Origin of the sequence: Sorangium sp. So ce448, from assembly GCF_051520915.1 — a bacterium.
GTDB lineage: Bacteria > Myxococcota_A > Polyangia > Polyangiales > Polyangiaceae > Sorangium > Sorangium cellulosum_B.
Window position 1 is genome coordinate 13,100,043 of record NZ_CP150343.1, and the last position, 17,262, is coordinate 13,117,304.

Sequence of the window (17,262 nt, forward strand, 5' to 3'; positions counted from 1 at the left end):
TCACTCCGAGCGGCTCCGTCCGGGTCCAGGTTCGCCTTTACCCCAGGCTCGCTTGCCGAGCGAGCGTCTACTTGCCGCCCGGACGTCCTGCCCCCGTCTTCAGCACGATCGCCTGGGCCGCCGCGGCGTCGTCGAGGGCCGCCGGAACGGCGCTCGCGCTCGTCGCGGCCTCGCCGCCGGATGTCGCCTCGACCACAAGCGCCCCGTCCCGCTCCCGCACCAGGTGAGAGAACCGCCAGGACAGCGCGTACCCCTCCGGATCCTGGTCCGGCGCGTGCGTCACGGCCGGGAGGCCCAGCCCCCGCAGCGCCGCCGCGAGCGACGCGGCGCGCTCCGGCCGCACAGCGACGAGCACCCGCAGCGCCGGCTCGTCCGCCGCGCCCGCGACGTCGCGCGCCCAGGCGATCGCGTCGAGGTTCAGCGCGAAGCCGACGGCCGGCATCGGCAGGCCGAAGCGGGAGAGCAGCATGTCGTAGCGCCCGCCCGCCGCGATCGCCTCCCCGGGGCCATCGGCCAGCACGTGGAAAATTGCACCCGTATAGTACGCCAGACCGCGGAGCTCGCCGAGGTCGACCCGGAGCGCCGGGCCGAGCTCGGGGCTCGCCCTCGCCGCGTCCCAGAGCGCGCGGAGCTCGGCGAGCGGCGCCTCGGCGGGCGTGCCGGTGAGCAGGCGCGTGGCGCGGTCGAAGACCGCGGCGCCGTCCGGGTCGGCCGCGCCGCCGCCCGCGAGGTCCGGCAGCGCGGCGATGGCCGCGACGATGCGGCGCGGGACGTCGGCGGCCTTCGGGCTCGCGAGCACGGCGGCGAGGCGGGAGGCGTCCTTCAGCTCGAGCACCTCCGAGAGCTCGGCCGCGAGCCCCGCCGGGACGGCGTCGAGCAGCGCGCGCGCGATCATCGCGTGGCCGAGGTCCACGACGAAGTGCTCGAGGCCGGCCTCCCGCACCGCGGAGGCGGCGAGGCGGAGGATCTCGAGCTCACCGGCGAGCGTGCCGACGCCGTAGAGCTCGACGCCGGCCTGCGGGATCTGCCTGTGGCGCCGCGCCCGCCCCTGGCGGCGGCGGAGGACCGTGCCCTCGTAGCAGAGGCGGATGGGGCGGGGCGCGTCCGCGAGCCGCGTGGCCACGAGCCGCGCGATCTGCGGGGTCATGTCCGGGCGGAGCGCGGCCACCTCGCCCGACTCGGGCTCGATGAAGCGCAGCACGTCCGCGGCGTCGAGCGTGCCGAGCCCGCGCTCGAGCACCTCGGCGAACTCGAACGCGGGCAGCGAGACCGGCTGGTAGCCGCACAGCACGAAGTGATCGAGCACGCGCTTGGCGAGCGCGCGCCGGCGCCGCGCCTCCTCGGGGAGGAGATCGCGCATCCCGGCGGGCAGCGGGTGGGCCAGCGCACGCGGCGGGGCGGAGGCGGACGGCGCTGGCCTGTCCACCTCGGGCGTCGGAACGTGGCTGTTTCCCCCTCGGGGGGCTTCCCATCGCGGAGCGTCGCTGGACATCGTGGCCCCGCTTATACCGGCTGAGCACGCGGTGCGCACGCGGCGCGCACGTCCGTTGAGCTTGCCGTGGCAAGGCCTTTGCTGGTCGGTGCGCACCACCGGGCCCGTGGGCCGGAAGCGCACGCGGCGCCCTCGACGGAGAGATGGCTCATGGCTCTGACCGCCGTTCCGACCGATGTACCGAGCGCCAGCACGAGGCCTGAGACTCCTCCGGCGCCCTGCGGTCTCACCCCGCCCGGCGTTGTCGGGCCGCGCCCCTCGCCCCGCGCCGCGAGCGCGGGCCCGTTGGCCGAGGTCATCTGCCGTGCGAAGGACGGCGATCGGGAGTCGCTCGACGAGCTCACGCGGCTCATCCGCCCGCACGTGGAGCGGCAGCTCGCGCGCTACCCCGTGTCCGACGAGGACCGGCTCGACCTCGTGCAGTCGACGCTGCTGCAGGTGGTGCGGACGATCCGCTCGTTCCGCGGCGACTCGAGCTTCACGACGTGGCTCTTCCGCGTGACGGCGAACGAGGCGCTCATGCTGATGCGGTCGCAGCGGCGGCAGCGCGCGCGCATCGTCGAGGGGCTCGACTTCGAGGAGCTCGGCCTCTTGCCGACGATGCGCAGCACGATCGGCGAGGACGACGCCGCGTCCGCGGCGGAGCGGGAGGCGTACGTCCGCGAGGCGCTCTGCGAGCTGCCGGACGACTACCGCGACGTGGTGCTCGCGCACTACCACGAGGACCTCGGCCTCCAGGAGATCGCGCAGAAGCTCGCCGTGAGCGAGAGCGCCGTCCGCTCGCGGCTCCACCGGGCGCGCGTGCGCCTGCGCGCGATCCTCAACGCGACGGCGTTCGGGCGCGAGATCGCCGAGGGCGTCGCGGCCTGAGGGGCGCGCGGGCGGCGACGTCCTGCGCGTGCGGGGAGGGAGGTTGGCCGCGCGTGCAGGCCGGCCGCGCGCGCAGATCCGACGCGCACCACACCAGGGGTGTGCAGCTAACGAACGGTGGAGAGCCTGACCGTCGCGTCGCGCCAGCGGCGGAGGACGTCCCAGAGCTCTCCCATGGTACGGAGGAGCACGTCGGGGTGGGCGTCGAGGAGCTCGTCCTGCGATGCGAAGCCGCCGAGGACGGCGATCGACCGCGCGCCCGCGCGGCGAGCGCACTCGATGTCCTGGGGGCCGTCGCCGACCATCACCATCTTGTGCGGCTGGACGCCGACGCGCGCCGCGAGGTGGAGCAGCGGCGCCGGATCCGGCTTCTTGGCGGGGACGTCGCCGCCCGCGACCACCGCGCGGAAGCGCGCGCCGACCCCGAGCGCGGCGAGCACCGCGTCCGTGGTCGAGCGCGGCTTGTTCGTGCAGACGCAGAGCGCGAGATCGCCGAGGTCCGAGAGCCTCTCGAGCATCTCCTGCGCGCCGGGCATCCAGCGGGTGAAGTCGAGCGGGTGCCGCTCGTAGTAGTCGAGGAAGTGGCGGAGGACGTCCTCGACGCGCTCGGATGTCTCGGGGAGCCTGGCCGCGCGCGCACACAGCGCGCGCGCGCCGTCGCCCACGTACCGGACGATCACCTGCCCAGGCAGCGGGGCCCGGCCCGTCGCCACCAGCGCATGGTTCACCGCCGCCACGATGTCGCCCCGACTGTCGATCAACGTACCGTCCAGGTCGAACACGACCACCGTGGGAGTGAGCATCGCCAGAGAGCCTACGCTGGTGCCCTCGCTGACGGAAGGTACGGCGAGCACTCCGATGTCGCATAAACCGGACTTCATGTTTATTAATTGCGACTTTATGTATGAAAAATTTGACATTGGTTCGCCGGTCAGTTACCTGGTCCGAGGTTCCGGCGATCCATCGAGGGATCGCCGGCACCTCGAACCAGCGCGGCAGCGGAGCGGGCGCCGGAACGCGGCATGGGCAAGGGGCAACCTCGGATCACCAACGTCATCCGCACGCTGAGGTTTCATGCGGGCGAGATGACCCAGGCGGAGCTGGCCGAGAAGGTCGGCGTCACCCGTCAAACCATCGTCGCCATCGAGCAGGGCCGCTACTCGCCCTCCCTCGAGGTCGCCTTCCGCATCGCGGCGGCCTTCGGCGTGCCGCTCGAGCACGTCTTTCAGTGGAAAGGTGACGCGCCGGGCGAGCGGGGTTGAGAACAACGGTGCTTGCCTGTGTCGAGCAAGGGCACGAGAAAGAGAGCGTCGTCGTGACCACGAGCTCCGGCGACGACGAAGGCGCTGCGCGCGCGGTCGTGCTCCACGCGTGAAGTGACGCGCATGCGGCGCGCGGAGCCCGCGCCCAGCGCGCTTGTGCGGGTCGACGTGCACCAAGGACCGCAATTTCCGCTCATCCGGCGTTCATGCTTGTTCGAACGCTCGGCGCAGCTCATTCACGAAGCGCCCGCGGTCACCGGGTGCTGCAGCTCCGTGCTGGCCTGTCGATTTTGTGATCGAGTCGCCTCGATCCGGAGATTGCACAAGGCGTGAGCCGTGGTGAAGCGCTGACCCTGATGCAGCTCCCCGCCGCAGTTCCGCCCGACAGCCGGGCGGCGGCCGGGCGCCTCACCGGGCTGGTGATGGAGCATTCGGCGTTCGTCTGGCGCTCGCTGGTGCGGCTCGGCGTGCCGCGCGCCGACGCGGAGGACGCGGCGCAGCAGGTCTTCCTCGTGGCGGCCCGGCGGCTCGGGGACATCGAATCGGGCCGGGAGGCCGCGTTCCTGTTCAGCACGGCGCTGCGGATCGCCTCGCGCGCGCGGAGGACCCAGCAGCGGCGCCGGGAGGTGCTGGAGGAAGCGCCCTGCGAGCGCGTCGACCCGGCGCCGGACCCCGAGGAGATGATGGATCGCGCCCGCGCCCGCGCGATGCTCGATGCCATCCTCGACACGATGCCCCTGGAGCAGCGAGCTGTCTTCGTGCTGTTCGAGCTGGAGCAGATGACGACGGCGAACATCGCGGCGCTGCTCGATCTTCCGGCAGGCACGGTCGCGTCTCGCCTTCGCCGGGCGCGCGAGCACTTCCAGGCCGCCGTGAGGCGGATAGAGGCGCGGGCCCATTTCCGAGGTGAATCGCCATGACCGAGCCCGAGCGCCTTCTGGACGAGAAGGGGAGTGCGCTGCGAACGACGCTCCTCCGCGCGGCGCTCGACGAGAGTCCGCCGAGCGGCTTGACCCGGCGAATGCTCGTCGCGGTCGGCGTCGGGGCCGCCGTGACGGGGACGGGGGGCGCGGCCGTGGCGGGGACGGGGGGCGCGGGTGCGGCAGGGGGCGCGACCGCGGGGGCGGGGGGCGCGGGCGCGGCAGGGGGCGCGACCGCGGTGGGAACGGGGGGCGCGGGCGCGGCAGGGGGCGCGTCCGCGGGGGCGGGGGGCGCGGCCGCGACGGGGGGCGCGGCCGCGGCGGGGGCGAGCGCCGCGCTGAAGGTGGCGAGTGTGGCGGGCGGGAGCGGGATCTTGAGCGCGCTCGGGATCGGCGCGCTCGCGGGGGTCCTCACGCTCGGGGTCGCGGAATGGACGCACGTCGACGCGCCGATGCCCGCGAGGCGCGTTCAGGAGGCGTCCAGCGCGCCGGCTGCGCTCGCCGCGCCGCGCGCGCCTGGCGCGGCCGAGTCGGAGCTGCACGAGCGCGTCCCGGAAAGGCGAACGGACGACGCTCCGCTCCTGGCCGCGCCCGCCGTCACGGCTCCTGCCGCCACGGCGGTGAACAGCCCGCGCGCACGCGAGAGGAACGCGCCGACGCTGGCCGCCGAGCTGGCGCTGCTCGACACCGCGCGGCGCGCGCTGCGACGCGGCGATCCGGCGGCCGCCCTCGCGCTCCTGGCTCGCCACGCGCGCGAGTTCCCCAGCGCTCAGCTCTCCGACGAGGCCGCCGCGATCCGCGTCGAGGCGCTGGCGAGCAAGGGGGATCGCGCGGGCGCACACGCGGCGGCGCGGCGCTTCCTCGAGGCACACCCGGGCAGCCCTCACGCCGATCGCGTCGAGTCGGCCGCCGGGCTCGACACGAGCAAAGGAGCCGTGCAGCGGAGGAAGAACGGACCCGCAGATTGATACGAAAAGAGGCATCGCCATGGCGTGGCGAACGACCGCGCCCACGCGCGAGCACGCGTCACCCGGCCCTCGCCGATGCTCCCCTGGCGCCGTGCAAATCACCTGTGTGTCGGGACGATCTTCCGGATCGTCCCGTCGTCGTTGTAGTAGGCGCGATCGACGCACGTGGATCGCCGATAGCTACCTCCGGTCGGCAGCGCGGCGTTGTGGTACGTGAGGTAGCTGGCCCCTTTGAACTCGAAGAGCGACTGGTGGATGGTGCTGCTGTTCGGCACCGGATCCAGGATGACGCCTCGATGCTGCCACGGCCCCTCCGGTGACGAGCTGGTCGCGTAGGAGATGCTCTCCGGGAACCCCGAAGCGTACGTCAAGTAATAGAGGCCGCCGTGCTTGGACAGATAAGGCGCCTCGGTGTAGCTGGGGATGTTCTTGAGCACGTGAATCTGGGCGCCGCCGATGCTGCGGTTCTGCATCTTCCCGCTGCCGTCGGTCGTGTAGGTCTCACCCTTCAGGTGGATCATGTCGTCCTCGAGCTCGACCCAGTACAAGACACCATTTCCCCAGTACATGTAGGCCCGGCCGTCGTCGTCGACGAGCACCGTCGGATCGAGGTTCCGCCACGAATGGTCCGCCGTGCCGTCGGTGTCGGCCAGGAAGATGAGCGGGATCCCCCGTGCGTCCTTGAACGGCCCTTCCGGCTTGTCCGCGACCGCGACACCGATCGAGATCCCGTAGCCGGACTGGCCGCCCTCCACCGGCGCGTAGAAGTAGAACTTCGGGTTGCCGTCCTCGTCGTCGCGTTCGACCACCTGACCCGCATTGGCGTTGCCCGTCGAGTCGCCGCCGCGAGCCCAGGAGAACACATTGTAGCGCATCACCGCGCCCTTGTTCTCCCAGTGGATCATGTCGGACGATGTCCAGAGCCGCCAGTCGAACATGCGGTAGCCCTCTGCACCCTCGGCCTGCTCGTCATGGCCGGTATAGAGGTAGACCTTGTTGTTCCACGCCATGGCCGCGCCGTCCGCGGTGAAGATGTAATCTCCGGGGCCGCTGGTCGGATCTGGCGCATCGTACTTGATGATGGGATTGTCGAACTCTGTCGGGGGCGGCGTGCTGCCTGCGCCGCCGCCGCCGTGTTCCGCGCCGCCGCTGCCGCCTGCGCCGCCGCTGCCCGTCGCGCCGCCGCTGCCCGTCGCGCCGCCGCTGCCCACCGTGCCACTGCTGACGCCCTCACCGCCGCTGCCGCCTGCGCCGCTGCTGCTCGAGCTATTGCTGGAGCTCGATGACGACGTTCCTGGGCCAGAGGCCGCCGTGTCCGGCTTCTCCGCACCACCGTCGCAAGCCCCGAGCCATGCCCAAAGTAGAAGACCAGCAATCCGCTTCGAACGAGCGTAGTCCATCGAGCACCTCCTCATCAGCCTGTCCAACACGACGACCATGGCGACGGTGAGCCCCACCACGCCAAGCTGCACCGTTCGGACGTCCAGTATCCGGCCATCGAATGTGAACGTTCACATTTATAGCGTCAATCGAAATCCGGCGATTCTTGGCCTGCAGGGTCAAGCTGCCGGATCGCGTCAAAGCGCGTACGGCCGATCGCGCTTGACATTCGAAATGTGAACGTTCACATTCGACTTCGTCTTAACCGATTCATTTCAGGGGGCGCGTCGCGCGTTCGTGTACCCGTGTGCCCGTGTGCCCGCGCGATCGCGGTGGGGGCTGTGGGCTCCACCTTCCGTTGGGATGGCCACTTATCATGACTCATACGCTACAGAAGAGGTCAGGCATGCGTTCGACGAGGATGGGACTGCGTTGGCTCGGCTTTCCTTCGTTGGCCGCCCTGCTCGCGGCGTGCTCCGGCGGGGACCTCAACTCACCGGAAGGAAATGACGGCGGCAGCTCCGGTGACACCTCGTCCGTGGTGGTGGGCAGCGGCGGCGCAGCCCCGACGCCGGCGGCAGGAGCCACGAGCAGCGGGGCCACGAGCAGCAGCGGGGCCACGAGCAGCAGCGCCACGAGCAGCGGGGCCACGAGCAGCAGCGCCACGAGCGGCTCGGGGGGAGGCGCCACGACCGGAAGCGGCGGCGCGGGCGGAATCGACCCGGACACGATCACCGCCCCGGAAGGCAAGATTCCGAACATGCCCATGCCGGCGAACAAGGTCAACTTGCCGCGCAACAGCTGGCGAGACGGCCTGGTGTCGCCGACGCTCGAGGCGGGCCATCACCAGAACCAGCCGATCGTCATCAACGGCTACGTACAGGGCGCCGGCAACGCCGAGATCGTCTTCTACGACATCGCCGATCCGACCAACCCGAAGATGCTCTCGCGCATCCAGAGCCCTGGCTTCGATCCCAGGGGAGGGCCCAAGGGCGTCGGCGAGGCGGAGTCGCACCAGACGTCGCTCGGCCGCTATGGCGACAAGTTCTACCAGGTCACCACCTCGGGCACCGGCGTCGACATCTGGGACGTCACCGACGCCCGCGCGCCTCGTCACGTGAGGCTCGTCAAGCTCGCCGGCATCAACTACGGGGACTTCACCGACTCCGTCTGGGGAATGTACTGGCAGGGCAGCGTCATCTACGTCGGCGGCACCAACACGGGCCTGCACATCCTGGACGCCGCGGATCCCGAGGACGTGAAGTTCGTCAAGAAGATCCCGATCTCGCAGTTCGGCGGCGTGAGCGCCGGTCCGCTGTGGGCCGTGGGCAATACGCTGGTCATCACGACGCCCAAGGACAACGGCGGCATCGCGACGATGGACATCAGCGATCCGATGAACCCGGTCGCGCTCGACTTCATCACCCCGAGCAAGAGCTACATCTGCGGTCTGTACGGCAAGCACATCTACGTGCAGTCGCCGCTGCGCGTGTGGGACGTGCTGACCGACCCCACCGACATCGGCTCGGCCAATTCACCCATCGCCACGCTGCCCGACTCGGCGTTCAGGGCCAAGGGCTACCCCGCCGGCTCCGAGTACATGAGCTTCTCCGACGGCACCCTGTTCCTCGGTCACCTGCGGCCGGACGCCGGCGTCTCCAAGATCGACGTGCGCGACATCCACAAGATGTCGATCGAGAGCCGGGTCTGGGGGCGGCTCGAGTTCACGAACGGCGACGACCAGTTCTCGATCCCGGTCGGCAGCCTGCTGGTGCTGGCCGACGACGAGCTGCCCTACCGCGGCATGGTCATCGCCGCGCACTCGACCGAGCCGGACACCACGCCCCCGGCGGTCGACACGGTGCTGCCGAAGAACGGAGCGACGGGGCTGTCCAAAAAGTCGCGCATCGGCCTCAGCCTCACCGACAATGTCGAGATCGCCACGGTTCACAACGGCAGCTTCATCGTAAGGCCGATGGGCGGGCAGCCGTTGAAGGGGAGCTTCGGCCTGTACATGGGCATCGTCAACTTCGATCCCGACGAGGACCTGATGCCGAACACGACCTACGAGATCGTCCTGCCGAAGGACGGCATGAAGGATCTCGTCGGCAACGGCATGGCGGCTGAGTTCAAGTCGACGTTCACGACCGGTCCCTGAGCCATGCGCTCGCTCCCGAAGCTCCTCGGCCTGCTCGGAGGCCTCTGCGCGGCGGCGGCCTGGCCGGCCGAGGCGCGCGCCGTCACGGCCAGCGTCCCCGTGCGCGCGCCCTCGCTCGCCGGCGAGGCCGTCACGTTCGACCTGACGATCGGCGACGCGGTCGGCCCCGTTCAGGTGCGCTGGGACATGGGAGACGAGACGCGCACCGAGTTCATGGTCGATGACGTGCAGCAGGTCCACACCTACGCCGCTCCCGGCCACTACCCGGTGCTCGTGACGGTGAAAGACGATGTCGGGTTCACCAGCGTCGCCTTCGGGCACACGGTGCACCGGCCGCTCGTCACGGGCAGCGCGGCGGGCTCGACCGACCTCGTGTACGACCCGCCGAACGCGAAGGTCTACACGGCCAATTACGAGAACGACAGCGTGAGCGTGCTCGACGCGAGCGCGCTGACCAAGGTCGCGGAGGTGCCGGTGGCGCGCGGCCCGGTCGGGCTCGCGCTCACCGCGCAAGGCACGCTGTGGGTGCTGCACCGGGATGCGCACTCCGTCTCCATCCTCGATACCGCGTCGCTCTCGGTGGAGCGCGAGATCGCGCTGCCGTACGCGTCGCAACCGATGGGCCTCGCGATCAGCCCGACCGGGGACGCCGCGTATGTGACGCTGATGGCGGTCGGCAAGGTGCTGAAGCTGGACGTGGCGAGCGGCGCCGTCGTGGCCGAGCTTTCGCTCGGCGGTACGCCGCGGGGCGTCTCGGTGTCGCACGACGGCTCGCAGATCTACGTCACGCGCTTCCTCTCCGAGGACAGCCACGGCGAGGTGGCGCGCATCGACGCGGCGACCTTCCAGGTGAGCACGCGCTTCGCGCTCGCCGCGGACACCACGACGGAGGACACGGACCAACAAGGGCGCGGCCTGCCGAACTACCTGTTCTCGGTGGGGCTCTCGCCCGACGGCTCGTTCGCGTGGGTGCCGGGCAAGAAGGACAACATCTTTCGTGGTCCATTTCGCGATGGGCTCGACCTCACCGACGACAACACGGTACGTCCGCTCGTGGCGCTGCTGAACCTCGCGGAGGGCACAGAGGACGTCGCGCGGCGCATCGATCTGGACGATCGCAACCTGCCGAACCAGGTCGTGTTCACGCCGCTGGGCGACTACGCGTTCATCAGCGTCGCCGGCTCGGCCCTGGTGGAGGTCCGCGACGCCTACACCGGCGAGTTCGTGACCGCGCTGAAAGAGGCGGGCTTCGCGCCGCGCGGCCTGGCGCTGACCGAGACCAACAAGCTGTTCGTGCACGCGTCGCTCAGCCGCACGGTGACGGTCTACGACGTCGCAGACATCGTCAGCTCGCACGACCTCATCACCAAGAAGCTGGCCGACATTCCGACGGTCGCCGTGGAGAAGCTCGACCCGCAGGTCCTGCGCGGCAAGCAGCTGTTCTTCAACTCGGCCGATATCCGCATGAGCGACCAGGGCTACATCAGCTGCGCGTCGTGTCACTTCGACGGCGCGGAGGACGGGCGAGTCTGGGACTTCGGCAGCGCGGGGGAGGGGCTGCGCAACACCGTCTCGCTGCTGGGGCGGCGCGGCACGGGCCACGGCAACGTCAACTGGAGCGGCAGCTTCGACGAGATCCAGGACTCGGACGACAACATCCGCCACCTGTTCGGCGGGAAGGGCTTCCTGACCGCCGAGCAGCTCGCCGTGGGGACGGTCGGCACGCCGCGCGGCGACAAGAAGGCTGGCCTGAGCCCCGAGCTCGACGCGCTGGCGGCGTTCATCGGCTCGCTCGACACGCACCGGCCGAGCCCCTTTCGCAACGCCGACGGCTCGCTCACCCAGGACGGCGTCGCGGGTCGCGCCATCTTCAGGCGCCTGGGTTGCGGCTTCTGCCACACGGGGGCCGACGGGACCGACAGCGCGGGTGGCAAGCTGCACGACGTCGGCACCGTGAAGGCGTCGTCTGGTATGCGCGCCGGTGAGCCGCTGTTCGGCATCGACACGCCGACCTTGAACGGCGTCTGGGAGACGGCGCCGTACCTGCACGACGGCTCCGCGCCGACGCTGCGCGATGTCCTCGTCACGGCCAACCCCGACGATCGCCACGCCTTCATCAGCGGGCTCAGCGAGGCCGAGCTCGGGCAGCTCATCGCCTATGTGCAGCAGCTGGACGGCACCGTCGACCTGGAGCCGAGCGAGGGTGACACCGCGGTTGAGGAGCCGAGCGAAAAGGGCCTCTTTGGCTGCAGCGCGGCGGGCGGGCGCGGCGACCGCCACGCGCCGCTCCTGGCGCTCGCGCTCATGGCGGGGTTGATGACGTTCGGCGTCCGCCGAGGGAGGTCCGCGTGAGGCGCCTGCAGAGCCTGTGCCTGGCTTCGCTGCTGCTGGCGGCGTGCGTCGGCGAGATCGGCGGGGGCGCTGCCACGGACGAGGCGACGACCGACTGGGACACGCTGCCGTCCGTGAACGCTCCCGACCCGGAGCTGTCGGGCCTACCCACGCGCGAGGCGCAGCACCGCGCGCTGTGCGCGACGCCGCGAGGCGACAGCTTCTGGCAGGCGGTGTGCGAAGCTCCCCGCCCGAACATCACCGACTTCGCCAGCTTGCTCAGCGTCGCGAAGCTCGACGAAGATCGCGCCTTCGCGCTCACCGGCAACTCCACCTCGCTCGTGAAGGGCGCCGTCTCTGCGGTCAATCCGCGACTCATCGTCTTTCCCCGCGTGACCGAGATGCGCGAGAGGCCGGCTGAGATGACCGCGCTCGGCTTCGTCCGCGGCGAGCCCTTCGTCGAGATCGTGAGCCGCGACCTCTCGACAGGCGACTACAATTTCTACCTGTTCACGTTCGAGCGACCGTGTGATTACGACGGCAGCTGCGATCTGGCGAGCCTGCTCACCGAAGAGATAGAGCACGGCTGGACCGCGTTCAGCATCTACAGCGAAGAAGACGTCGAGAACACGTCGTTCGACTGCCGCTCGTGCCACCAGCCCGGCGGCCATGGCACGAAGAAGATCTTGCGCATGCAGGAGCTGGAGTTCCCCTGGATGCACTGGTTCCCGCAGCGCTTCGTGCAGCGGACCGAGTCCGATCGGGTGCTCACGGCGCAGTTCCTGGAAGCCCACGCAGTGGACGCGCAGTACGGCGGCATCCCCATTGCGGTCATCCAGAATGCCATCGACGAGGGCAGCGGCGCGCAGCTCGAGGCGTTGCTCGTCGCCGAAGGCCAGGCGGCGCAGCCGAACGCGTTCGACCCGCGCATCGAGGCCGAGGCCAAGGCCGGCTCGTCGAGCTCGATCTGGGAGGAGCAGTTCGCCTTGTCGCTGGCGGGTGATTCGATCCCTGTGCCTTACCCGCTCGTGGACGTGACGGAGCCCGCGCTCCGCGCGGAGCGGGCCCGGTCCTACCTCGACGTTGTGACGGGCGCGGCCCCGCGACAATCCCTGCTCGATCTGCGCAACCTCTTCTCCGAAGACGCGAAGGTGAAGCTCGGCCTGGTGCCGCCGCCGGGGGCGAGCGGGCGCGCCGTGCTCACGCAGCTCTGCTCGCGCTGTCACGACGGTCGCGGGAACCCGGCGCTGAACCGCGCCAGGTTCAACGTGAAGAACCTGGACGGCATGTCGCGAGAGACGAAGGACAAGGCCATCTTTCGCTTGCAGGAGCCCGCGACCTCGCCGCTGCGCATGCCGCCGTGGCGCGCCGCCGACGCGCTGCCCCCCGCGGAGCTCGCTGCGGCCATCGAAGAGCTGGCCAAGTAGCGCCGTCCGCGTGACCGCCGCGCGCCCGTTTGTGATTGGCGCCGGCAATGTGAGCGTTCACATCTGGGCGCTCCAGCACCTGCATTGCCTTGCCCGCTTCGCGCTGGCGTGACGTAACGGAGGCGTACAGCGGCCGGCGATCGTGGCCTGGCTCCGTTACTGGATCTACAAGGACACCGGTGGGAAGCACTATGTCTACGGTGATGATTGCGTGATGTGCATCTCCCCCTGGGTGAATCCCCAGCGCAAGAGCTGGGAATGACCTGGCGCTGAGGGAGACGGCATGGCCCCATCCACCATCGGAGCCGCGGAGCCCCGGACCCGTCCCATCGGTTGGTTGGGGAATGTCGCGATTCGCAGCGTCGTCGTGGGCTTGCGTACGGATCTTGCGTACATCTTCGGGGATGTCGACCTTGCCACCCCGGGCGCGCTCCGGATACAGTCCAGCACCTAGCGAATGACAGATGAGGGATTAGGGGAGATCGGGCGTCTCAGGGCAGAGATCGCAGCGCTGCACGCGCGCGTCGAGGAGCTGGAGAGCGCGCTGGCGGAGCGGTCGAACGGCGGGGCGGCCGGGGGAGCCGCGCGGCCCGACGCGGTGAGCGCGGACGCTCACGCCGCCTGCGGCGCGCTCGCGTGGCTGCTCACGCCGGCGCCGGCGCTGATCCACTGGCGTCCCGATGGCGTGGTGACGCGCTGGAACGAGGGCGCCGAACGTGTCTTCGGCTGGAGCGAGGGCGAGGCCGTCGGCCGCAGGCTCTCCGAGCTCGTGGGCGCAGATCCCGTGTCCCCGGACGCGGTGCGTGCGCTCCTGCTCGACTGGGCGGAGAACCGGTTCTCCTCGGCCACGAGCGAGGGCAGGACGAAAGACGGGCAGGCGCGCCTCTTCCGGTGGACCCACGCGGTGCTGCGCGACGACCGCGGCGGCGCGCGTGAGATCGCGGCGATCGTCGAGGACGCCGGCGAGCCACCGTGGAGCGAGCACGTGCTGCTCGGGCGGCTTCAGCTGCTCCTTCAGCTGCTGGATCACTCGCGCAATTCCATCTTCGTCAAGGACACCGACGGGCGCTACGTCTTCGTCAACCGATCTCACGCGGAGGTCCTCCAGAGGCACGTCTGCGAGATCATCGGCAAGGATGAGGGCGAGTTGAGCCCCCTGGCCCCCGAGGCCATCGAGCAGCTCGTGGCGAAAGAGCACGAGGTGATGGCCGGGGGAAAGGCGATGCAGTACGAAGAGGTGCTGCTGCTCGGCGACACGAGCATTCATTTCTCCACCGTCAAGTTCCCTATCCTCGGCGGAGGTGGCGAGCCGATCGGCCTCGGCGGCGTTGTCACCAACACCACCTTGCTGAGGCACGCGGAGGCCGAGCGGGCCGCGCTGCAGGAGAAGATCATCGTCGCCCAGCAAGCGGCCCTCCGGGAGCTGTCCACGCCGCTCATCCCGATCGCCGACCGGGTGGTCGCGATGCCGCTCGTAGGGACGATCGACAGCGCGCGCGCAGCGCAGATCATGGAGACGCTGCTGTCCGGCATCAGCAGTCAGAGCGCACACACCGCGATCCTGGACGTCACCGGCGTGCGCGCGGTCGACGAGCACGTCGCCGATGCGCTGACACGGACCGCGCGCGCCGCCCAGCTGCTCGGCACGCGCGTGGTGCTCACCGGCGTGCGCTCCGAAGTGGCGCAGACGCTGGTCACCCTCGGCGCGGATCTGTCCGGTATCACCACGCTGGGCACCCTGCAAAGCGGCATCGCGCACGCCCTCCGCCACCAGGCGAACCTGCGGTCAGCGGGCTGAATCCGTCGTAAAGAGCAGGAGCTCGGACCGCCTGGCAGCCGTGTCCTTCGACCGCCGAGCCACGCTGAGGCATTGCCATGTAGGCCTGCCGCGCGGCCGTCGCCGGAGGGGCGACCGGCGAGGCGCGTGGTCGGCCGGCGTGAGCTGGCCGAGACTACCAGCGCCCGCCGGATCGGTTACGTTGTCAGGACCCCATGACGATCGACACCTCTCCCGACGCGCCCATCCCGTCGGTGCTGTCGAAGCTCGACGAGATCCGGCAGCGCATGGCCTCCCACACCGATCGGGACGACGAGCGGCGGGTCCTGGAGATCCTCGCGGGCTCGACCGCCGTCGAGCTCGATCAGCTGCTCCTCCAGCTCGATCTGCCCGCGCTGCTCGGAGACATCGATGATCGCCTCATCGGCCCCGACAACCGCACGGCGCTGCTCGATCTCCTGACCGCCGAGCGCCTCGGCGACCTCGGGATTCCGGCCCGCGCGGCGCTCATCTCGGCGCTGCAGCGCGGCCGGACGGGCAGCCGCGACGAGCGGGCGCTGCGCCGCATCTGGCTCGGCACGCGCGGCGCGGACGTCACGCGGCTCAAGAACGCGCTCGACGGCCGCGGGGGCTACCGCGACCTTCACCAGCTCTTCTACCACGATATCGACGACGACTCCCTGCGCGAGGAGATCCTCGCGCACTTCGCGCGAGAGGCGGTCTCGGCGTCTGGCTCCCTTTCGGGTTCAGGTTCCGTCTCTGTGCGCGAGGTGAAGATCCTGTCCGATATCGACGATACGTTCTATGCGAACTGGAAGGACGCCCGGTACCCGAAGAAGACCGTCTATCCCGGGGTCCTGCAGTTCTATGCGGAGCTCGACCGCGGCCCTGGCCCCGTGCCCGGGCGGGCCGGCGATCTGACCTTCGTCACCGCCCGCCCCGGCGACCGCCTCGGCCTCGTGGAGGACGCGACGATCAAGGCGCTCGCCGAGCGCGGTCAGCTCACCGCGACCGTGCTCGCGGGCTCGTTCACCCGCCTCATCGGCAACCGCACGATCGCGGAGAAGAAGCTCGAGAACTTCCTCGAATACCGGCGGCTGTACCCGGAGTACGATTTCGTCTTCGTCGGCGACAGCGGGCAGGGCGATATCCACTTCGGCCAGCGCATGCTCGAGGTCGCGCAGGAGGCGGTGAAGGCGGTTTTCATTCACGACGTGGTCGCCACGCCCGATCTGGCGCGCAGGGAGCTCGCGGCCTCGGGCGTCCACCTGTTCGATACCTACATCGGCGCCGCGCTCACGGCCCTCGAGCGCGGCCTCGTCGGTCCCGAGGGCGCGGCGCGCGTGGCCGAGGCCGCCACGGTGGCGTTCGCCGCGATCGCGTTCCCGTCGCAGGCGGACCGGGAGGCGCGCCGCCTCGAGATGGCGCGCGACGTCGCACGCCTGAACGAGGCGCTGCCTCGGCCGCGCTAGGCCGCGGCGAGCGCGGCGACGAAGCGGTCGATCTCGGATTCGTCGTTGTAATAATGGACCGAGGCGCGCACCAGATCGGGAATCCCGCGATCCTCGAAGTCGAGCAGCGTCCCGGCGGCGGTCGACACGCTGACATGGATCGCCTGCGCGGCGAGCCGCGCCTTGATGGCCGTGGCGTCCTCGCCGGCCCGGGTGAAGGTCACGATGCCGCAGCGCTGCTCGCCGAGGTCGCGCACGGTGACACCCGGGATCTCGGAGAGCCGCGCGCGCAGGCGCTCGGCCAGCGCACTTACGCGGTCGCGGATCGCCGGCAGGCCCAGCCGGAGCGCATACTCCGCGGCCGCGCCGAGCCCGAGCCGGCCGGCGACATAGCTCTCCCAGTTCTCGAAGCGCCGGGCGTCGGGCAGCAGCTCGTAGCGATCCGGCGCCGTCCAGCGGGCCGCGTGGAGATCGAGGAACGGCGGCTCCAGCCGGTCGAGCAGCGCGCGCCGGACATAGAGAAAGCCGGTGCCGCGCGGTCCGCGAAGGTACTTGCGCCCCGTCGCCGACAGGAAGTCGCAGCCGATCGCCTCGACGTCGATCGGCAGCTGCCCGACCGACTGGCAGGCATCGAGCAGGAAGGGCACGCCCGCCGACCGAGCGCGGCGGCCGATCTCCTCCGCCGGGTTGACAAGCCCTCCGTTCGTGGGGACGTGGGTGATGGCGATCAGCTTGACCCGCTCGTCGAGCAGGCGATCGAGCGCAGAGAGCGACACCGCGCCGCGCTCGTCGCTCGGGATGGGGACGATCTCGGCGCCGGTGCGCCGCGCGACCTGCAGGAACGCGATGTAGTTCGAGGCGTACTCGGTCCGCGCGGTCAGGATGCGATCGCCAGGGCCGAAGCGGAGCGAGTAGAACGCCATGTCCCAGGCGCGCGTGGCGTTCTCGACAAGCGCGATCTCGCCGGGCGCCGCGCCGATCAGCCGGGCGATCGTGCCGTAGACCGCCTCGAGCCGCTCGCCCGCCTCCGCCTCGGCCTCGTAGCCGCCGAGGGTCGCCTCGCGGCGCAGGTGCTCGACCACCGTGTCGACCACCACGGCCGGAGGCAGCGAGGAACCCGCGTTGTTGAAGTGAAGGACGCTGGTGCAGGCCGGGGTGTCGCGGCGCAGCGCGGCGATATCCATCGTCATGACGTCGTCTCCTCGAGAGGCCGATACGCTGCCGGC

The 17,262-nt window shown here is 70.5% G+C and carries 13 protein-coding genes; 9 read left to right on the top strand and 4 right to left on the bottom strand.

What is annotated here, in order from left to right; genetic code table 11:
- Positions 1 to 67 precede the first annotated feature (67 nt).
- Positions 68 to 1,492 carry an ATP phosphoribosyltransferase regulatory subunit gene (locus WMF45_RS49295; protein WP_437714174.1) on the bottom strand — a complete coding sequence of 475 codons (1,425 nt, stop codon included), beginning with the start codon at positions 1,490 to 1,492 and terminating at the stop codon, positions 68 to 70.
- Positions 1,493 to 1,777: 285 nt separating this feature from the next.
- Between WMF45_RS49295 and WMF45_RS49300 the strand changes: the two genes are divergently transcribed.
- Positions 1,778 to 2,362 (top strand): RNA polymerase sigma factor, encoded by a 585-nt coding sequence (locus WMF45_RS49300; protein ID WP_231864596.1) that lies wholly within the window; start codon positions 1,778 to 1,780, stop codon positions 2,360 to 2,362.
- Positions 2,363 to 2,469: 107 nt separating this feature from the next.
- Here WMF45_RS49300 and WMF45_RS49305 read toward each other — a convergent pair whose 3' ends face one another.
- Complete coding sequence (locus WMF45_RS49305) at positions 2,470 to 3,165, bottom strand: HAD family hydrolase (protein WP_437714177.1); 696 nt, start codon at positions 3,163 to 3,165, stop codon at positions 2,470 to 2,472.
- A 219-nt stretch (positions 3,166 to 3,384) separates the two neighbouring features.
- On the opposite strand from WMF45_RS49305, the gene WMF45_RS49310 reads away from it, so the two are divergent.
- The 3 genes from WMF45_RS49310 to WMF45_RS49320 all read left to right on the top strand — a co-directional run bounded on the left by WMF45_RS49310 (position 3,385) and on the right by WMF45_RS49320 (position 5,512).
- Complete coding sequence (locus WMF45_RS49310; protein WP_437547733.1) at positions 3,385 to 3,624, top strand: helix-turn-helix transcriptional regulator; 240 nt, start codon at positions 3,385 to 3,387, stop codon at positions 3,622 to 3,624.
- 329 nt (positions 3,625 to 3,953) lie between these two features.
- Positions 3,954 to 4,544, top strand: a complete 591-nt coding sequence (locus WMF45_RS49315) for an RNA polymerase sigma factor (RefSeq protein ID WP_437714179.1) — start codon at positions 3,954 to 3,956, stop codon at positions 4,542 to 4,544.
- A complete protein-coding gene (locus tag WMF45_RS49320) occupies positions 4,541 to 5,512 on the top strand; it encodes a hypothetical protein (protein WP_437714180.1) in 972 nt (323 codons plus the stop codon). Before WMF45_RS49315 ends, WMF45_RS49320 begins: the two co-directional genes overlap by 4 nt.
- 98 nt (positions 5,513 to 5,610) lie before the next feature.
- Here the strand turns inward: WMF45_RS49320 and WMF45_RS49325 are convergent, their stop codons facing one another.
- A complete protein-coding gene (locus WMF45_RS49325) occupies positions 5,611 to 6,912 on the bottom strand; it encodes a glycoside hydrolase family 43 protein (protein ID WP_437714182.1) in 1,302 nt (433 codons plus the stop codon).
- A 386-nt stretch (positions 6,913 to 7,298) separates the two neighbouring features.
- Here WMF45_RS49325 and WMF45_RS49330 point away from each other — a divergent pair, with 386 nt between their 5' ends.
- From WMF45_RS49330 to WMF45_RS49350, 5 genes are all read left to right on the top strand, one after another.
- Positions 7,299 to 9,050 (top strand): Ig-like domain-containing protein, encoded by a 1,752-nt coding sequence (locus WMF45_RS49330; protein ID WP_437714184.1) that lies wholly within the window; start codon positions 7,299 to 7,301, stop codon positions 9,048 to 9,050.
- A gap of 3 nt (positions 9,051 to 9,053) precedes the next feature.
- Complete coding sequence (locus WMF45_RS49335) at positions 9,054 to 11,402, top strand: PKD domain-containing protein (RefSeq protein WP_437714186.1); 2,349 nt, start codon at positions 9,054 to 9,056, stop codon at positions 11,400 to 11,402.
- Complete coding sequence (locus WMF45_RS49340; protein WP_437714188.1) at positions 11,399 to 12,808, top strand: c-type cytochrome; 1,410 nt, start codon at positions 11,399 to 11,401, stop codon at positions 12,806 to 12,808. The genes WMF45_RS49335 and WMF45_RS49340 overlap by 4 nt, the downstream gene beginning before the upstream one ends.
- A gap of 457 nt (positions 12,809 to 13,265) precedes the next feature.
- Complete coding sequence (locus WMF45_RS49345) at positions 13,266 to 14,606, top strand: PAS domain-containing protein (protein WP_437714190.1); 1,341 nt, start codon at positions 13,266 to 13,268, stop codon at positions 14,604 to 14,606.
- Positions 14,607 to 14,800: 194 nt separating this feature from the next.
- The gene (locus tag WMF45_RS49350) at positions 14,801 to 16,057 is read left to right on the top strand and encodes a phosphatase domain-containing protein (protein WP_437714192.1); all 1,257 of its coding nucleotides are present in this window, start codon (positions 14,801 to 14,803) and stop codon (positions 16,055 to 16,057) included.
- On the opposite strand, the gene WMF45_RS49355 is transcribed toward WMF45_RS49350, so the two are convergent.
- Positions 16,054 to 17,226 (bottom strand): aminotransferase class V-fold PLP-dependent enzyme, encoded by a 1,173-nt coding sequence (locus WMF45_RS49355; RefSeq protein ID WP_437714194.1) that lies wholly within the window; start codon positions 17,224 to 17,226, stop codon positions 16,054 to 16,056. The two genes, WMF45_RS49350 and WMF45_RS49355, sit on opposite strands and share 4 nt — an antisense overlap.
- Between the last annotated feature and the right edge of the window lie 36 nt (positions 17,227 to 17,262).

What these genes read in the sequence shown, in the direction of transcription:
- WMF45_RS49350 (WP_437714192.1), top strand. Translation starts at nt 14,801, where the DNA reads ATGACGATCGACACCTCTCCCGACGCGCCCATCCCGTCGGTGCTGTCG.
- WMF45_RS49335 (WP_437714186.1), top strand. Translation starts at nt 9,054, where the DNA reads ATGCGCTCGCTCCCGAAGCTCCTCGGCCTGCTCGGAGGCCTCTGCGCG.
- WMF45_RS49320 (WP_437714180.1), top strand. Translation starts at nt 4,541, where the DNA reads ATGACCGAGCCCGAGCGCCTTCTGGACGAGAAGGGGAGTGCGCTGCGA.
- WMF45_RS49325 (WP_437714182.1), bottom strand. Translation starts at nt 6,912, where the DNA reads ATGGACTACGCTCGTTCGAAGCGGATTGCTGGTCTTCTACTTTGGGCA.
- WMF45_RS49330 (WP_437714184.1), top strand. Translation starts at nt 7,299, where the DNA reads ATGCGTTCGACGAGGATGGGACTGCGTTGGCTCGGCTTTCCTTCGTTG.
- WMF45_RS49345 (WP_437714190.1), top strand. Translation starts at nt 13,266, where the DNA reads ATGACAGATGAGGGATTAGGGGAGATCGGGCGTCTCAGGGCAGAGATC.
- WMF45_RS49295 (WP_437714174.1), bottom strand. Translation starts at nt 1,492, where the DNA reads ATGTCCAGCGACGCTCCGCGATGGGAAGCCCCCCGAGGGGGAAACAGC.
- WMF45_RS49310 (WP_437547733.1), top strand. Translation starts at nt 3,385, where the DNA reads ATGGGCAAGGGGCAACCTCGGATCACCAACGTCATCCGCACGCTGAGG.
- WMF45_RS49355 (WP_437714194.1), bottom strand. Translation starts at nt 17,226, where the DNA reads ATGACGATGGATATCGCCGCGCTGCGCCGCGACACCCCGGCCTGCACC.
- WMF45_RS49305 (WP_437714177.1), bottom strand. Translation starts at nt 3,165, where the DNA reads ATGCTCACTCCCACGGTGGTCGTGTTCGACCTGGACGGTACGTTGATC.